Genomic DNA, 5,000 nt, shown 5'->3' on the forward strand with positions numbered 1-5,000 from the left:
CGCATAATTCTGCAGAAATCTCGAAATCGACCTCCCGGGCTATGCCCGAAGAGGCCTTTTTCCGGTCGCACCTCGATGCTGACGCCGATTTTTCCTCCAGAAGCGCCTCTGCAGTACGCAAAAATCGCCATTCAGGCCGAGATTTCTTTTCGACACGCGTGATTCCGGCACGATCCGTGTCGCAATACCGCTTTGGGCCCCATGGGGCTGTCGATGCCCAGCGCTTTTGCTTCGATGTTGCGGCTTCACCGGCTCTCGAGTCGCTTCCGCCAGGGTCGACTCTTCTGACGGTCTGGTCGCTTCGACGCCGGGCCACCTTTGATGACAGGGCGTTTCGCGCTGTCGTCTCGACAGGCACCATCCGCTTCCGAGCTTCCGAGCTTCCGAGCTTCCGAGCTTCCGAGCTTCCGAGCTTCCGAGCTTCCGAGCTTCCGAGCTTCCGAGCTTCCGAGCTTCCGAGCTTCCGAGCTTCCGAGCTTCCGAGCTTCCGAGCTTCCGAGCTTCCGAGCTTCCGAGCTTCCGAGCTTCCGAGCTTCCGAGGGTCGCGTCAAACCGCCGACGGCGGCAAGCGCGCTTTTGCACAGCGGCGGAAAGCCTGCGTTCTTTCCTTCGGGCGGAAGGATCTGCCCTCAGCTGGCGGGACCATCCAGTATCGGCCGCGCCAGCGCCTCCGCCGAGGCCGATTCGGCGAGATAGTCGAAGCGCTGCACCAGATCGGCACGTCGTCAATCGATCGTCGCCACGCCGCCGAGGCGCTCGAGCATCGGGATCGCCGCTATGACCTCCCATCTGCGGAAGCCAAAACCGAACCAGGCGTCGACTTCGCCCGCCGCCAGCGTAACGAAGGCTGGCGCCGGCGAACCGCAAGAGCGATAGCTCATCTTAAAATCCGCCAGGAGGAAGCGAAGCGCCACCAGCTCCTTCTCGACCGGCGTATCCGTGCTGAGGCCGACCGCGACCCCCCCCAACCTGCGATCGAGCGCCAGCGGAAGCGGCAGAACCCGGCTGTTGAGAAGCACGTCCGAATCGATCCCGCCCGACAGCGTTTCGCCCCGCTGCGGGCTGAGTTTTTCGGGGCGGACCGGAAAGACTCGGATCTGCTCCCGCCCGCAAACCGCTTCGAGCACACAGGGGGCAGCGGCTGCAGCTCCAGATTGCGGAACTCGGCCGCAGCTGCAGCTGCGTCCGCAGATGCGAGACTCGGGCGCGGCCTTCGGCCTTCGGACAGCCCGTGTGCCCATTTTCGTTCAATCGAATCGAGCGCAGTCCCCTCGAGCTAACAGGCCCGGACTGGCCAGCCCTCTGACTACTGGACGATTCTCCCAGACTGCCATCCTAGAGCTCCACCATCATCCTGAGGTGCCCGGCGAAGCCGGGCCTCGAAGGAGGGTCCAGGGAACGCCTAATTCAGATCGCCGGGCGGATTCGCCGGACGTCGTCTGCAAGCGGCAATGCCCCAGCGGATCTTCCATCGAGGCCTCGTTCACGCCATGCACCTCGGGAGGATGGCGGGGCCCATCGATCAGCTTGGAGGATTCAGCGGGTTCCACTGAAGCCAGGCCACCTGAGGCATGTTTTTCCCCGTGTTGGTTGTTTTGGTTTTTGGGATGATGTCGAAGGCTTTGTTTTTGCGCCAGTGTCCTAGAGGGGAGCTGGAGCTTCGTCCGGTCGGATCGGGGGTTGGCTCGGCCGCGGCCACCCGGTTTTGAGCTTGCGCGCTTGTGCGGGTCTGTTCCGGGCAGGTGCTGTTCCGCGCCGTGGCGCTAGTGCCGGCGTCGCCGCCGCCCTGCCCTCGCCGCCCTGCCCTGCCCTCGCCTTGGTGCTTGTGGCGACGTCCGGCCTGGGACCGGCCTGGGACCGGCCTGGTCCGGAGCGGAGCGCGCGTCGATTCCCGGCCGGTTTCGTGGTGCTTGAACGCAAAAAAACCGCCGGCGAGAATATCGCGCGGCGGGGTTTTTGTTGTGTTTCATCGTAGAGAGAATGTTTCGAAGGGTTTCTGTGCTTTGCAGGCCTGGCAGCGACCTACTCTCCCGTGTCTTAAGACAAAGTACCATTGGCGCGGAGGAGTTTAACGGCCGAGTTCGGAATGGGATCGGGTTCAGGCTCCTCGCCATGACCACCAGGCCGGCGAAGCACAGAAGAAACTGGTTTTGCAGGGTTAGCTGCTTTTGTCGTCGATGATCATTCCCGCGGATCTCGAGAGATCCGCTTGGGATGAGCATGGATTAATGGGAGTGATCAAGCCGATCGAGTTATTAGTACCGGTAAGCTGCATGCATTGCTGCACTTCCACACCCGGCCTATCAACGTGGTGGTCTACCACGACTCTCAAGGGAATACTCGTTTTGAGGTGGGTTTCCCGCTTAGATGCCTTCAGCGGTTATCCCGTCCGTACATAGCTACCCTGCAATGCGGCTGGCGCCACAACAGGTCCACCAGAGGTACGTCCATCCCGGTCCTCTCGTACTAAGGACAGATCCTCTCAATATTCCTACACCCACGGCAGATAGGGACCGAACTGTCTCACGACGTTCTGAACCCAACTCACGTACCACTTTAATCGGCGAACAGCCGAACCCTTGGGACCTTCTCCAGCCCCAGGATGTGATGAGTCGACATCGAGGTGCCAAACGATGCCGTCGATATGGACTCTTGGGCATCATCAGCCTGTTATCCCCAGAGTACCTTTTATCCGTTGAGCGATGGCCCGTCCACGTGGGACCACCGGATCACTATGGCCGACTTTCGTCTCTGCTCGACTTGTCAGTCTCGCAGTCAGGCGGGCTTATGCCATTGCACTCGACGACCGATTTCCGACCGGTCTGAGCCCACCATCGCGCGCCTCCGTTACACTTTGGGAGGCGACCGCCCCAGTCAAACTACCCACCATGCACGGTCCCGGATCCGGATGACGGACCGCGGTTAGACATTCATATTCACAAGGGTGGTATTTCAAGGATGGCTCCACACGAGCTGGCGCCCATGCTTCAAAGCCTACCACCTATCCTACACATGCAAACACGAATGCCAGTGCAAAGCTATAGTAAAGGTTCATGGGGTCTTTCCGTCTGACCGCGGGAACCCCGCATCTTCACGGGGAATTCAATTTCACTGAGTAGGTGCTGGAGACAGCGGGGAAGTCGTTACGCCATTCGTGCAGGTCGGAACTTACCCGACAAGGAATTTCGCTACCTTAGGACCGTTATAGTTACGGCCGCCGTTTACCGGGGCTTCAATTCAATGCTTGCACATCTCCTCTTAACCTTCCGGCACCGGGCAGGCGTCAGACCCTATACGTCGCCTTACGGCTTCGCAGAGCCCTGTGTTTTAGGTAAACAGTCGCTACCCCCTAGTCTGTGCCCCCCCGACCTGGTTGCCCAAGCCGAGGGCCTCCTTCTCCCGAAGTTACGGAGGCAATTTGCCGAGTTCCTTCAGCACCATTCTCTCAAGCGCCTTGGTATACTCTACCAGTCCACCTGTGTCGGTTTAGGGTACGGTCTATACGCGGGAGCTATTTCCTGGAACACCTTCACCGCAGCACCAATCCAATAAGGCACTACGATACACGGCATTCGTCACTACCCGCAGGCTGGGGAATATTCGCCCCATTCCCATCGACTACGCCTTTCGGCCTCGCCTTAGGAGCCGGCTAACCCTGCGCAGATTAGCTTTACGCAGGAACCCTTGGACTTTCGGCGACAGTGTCTCTCACACTGTTTGTCGTTACTCATGTCAGCATTCGCACTTCCGATACCTCCAGGAGCTCTCACGAGTCTCCCTTCACAGGCTTACGGAACGCTCCGCTACCACGTGATCTTGCGATCACATCCGCAGCTTCGGCACATGGCTTGAGCCCCGTTACATTGTCGGCGCAGGAACCCTTATTTAGACCAGTGAGCTGTTACGCTTTCTTTAAATGATGGCTGCTTCTAAGCCAACATCCTGGTTGTTTTGGGATCCCCACATCCTTTCACACTTAGCCATGATTTGGGGGCCTTAGCTGGCGGTCAGGGTTGTTTCCCTTTTGACGATGGACGTTAGCACCCACCGTCTGTCTGCCAGATAGTACTCTTGGGTATTCGGAGTTTGGTTAGGTTTGGTAAGACGGTAAATCCCCCTAGCCCATCCAGTGCTCTACCCCCCAAGGTATTCATCCGACGCTCTACCTAAATAGATTTCGCGGAGAACCAGCTATTTCCGAGTTTGATTGGCCTTTCACCCCTAGCCACAAGTCATCCCCGTCTTTTTCAACAGACGTGGGTTCGGTCCTTCAGTGCGTGTTACCGCACCTTCAACCTGCTCATGGCTAGATCACCCGGTTTCGGGTCTAATCCGACGAACTGAACGCCCTGTTCAGACTCGCTTTCGCTGCGCCTACACCTACCGGCTTAAGCTTGCTCGTCAGATTAAGTCGCTGACCCATTATACAAAAGGTACGCCGTCACCCAGGACAAACCTTGGGCTCCGACTGTTTGTAGGCATCCGGTTTCAGGAACTGTTTCACTCCCCTTGTCGGGGTGCTTTTCACCTTTCCCTCACGGTACTTGTTCGCTATCGGTCGCTAAGGAGTACTTAGGCTTGGAGGGTGGTCCCCCCATGTTCAGACAGGATTTCACGTGTCCCGCCTTACTCAAGGATCCATGCTCGCATTACCCGTACGGGGCTATCACCCACTATGGCCGACCTTTCCAGGTCGTTCCGGTTGTCTCGCATGAACCACTGGCCTCATCCGCGTTCGCTCGCCACTACTAGCGGAGTCTCTGTTGATGTCCTTTCCTCCGGGTACTTAGATGTTTCAGTTCCCCGGGTTCGCCTCGTACACCTATGTATTCAGTGCACGATACCTCTTACGAGGTGGGTTTCCCCATTCGGATATTTACGGATCAAAGCTTGTTCGCAGCTCCCCGTAACTTTTCGCAGCGTACCACGTCCTTCATCGCCTCTTAGCGCCAAGGCATCCACCGAATGCCCTTCTTGCACTTGATCACTCTCATTATCGA

General features: G+C 58.2%; 1 protein-coding gene and 2 rRNA genes. All 3 read right to left on the reverse strand.

All coding sequences use genetic code 11. The features are described from left to right. Window positions 1-725 precede the first annotated feature (725 nt). On the reverse strand, window positions 726-1,127 hold the full coding sequence (locus tag K32_RS21665; protein ID WP_201401490.1) for a hypothetical protein: 402 nt from the start codon (window positions 1,125-1,127) through the stop codon (window positions 726-728). A gap of 882 nt (window positions 1,128-2,009) precedes the next feature. Then, window positions 2,010-2,124 (reverse strand): 5S ribosomal RNA (gene rrf, locus K32_RS21670). Between the two features lie 110 nt (window positions 2,125-2,234). Further along, window positions 2,235-4,986: ribosomal RNA gene (locus K32_RS21675) — 23S ribosomal RNA — on the reverse strand. Window positions 4,987-5,000 lie beyond the last annotated feature (14 nt).

Source organism: Kaistia sp. 32K, assembly GCF_016629525.1.
Classification (GTDB): domain Bacteria; phylum Pseudomonadota; class Alphaproteobacteria; order Rhizobiales; family Kaistiaceae; genus Kaistia.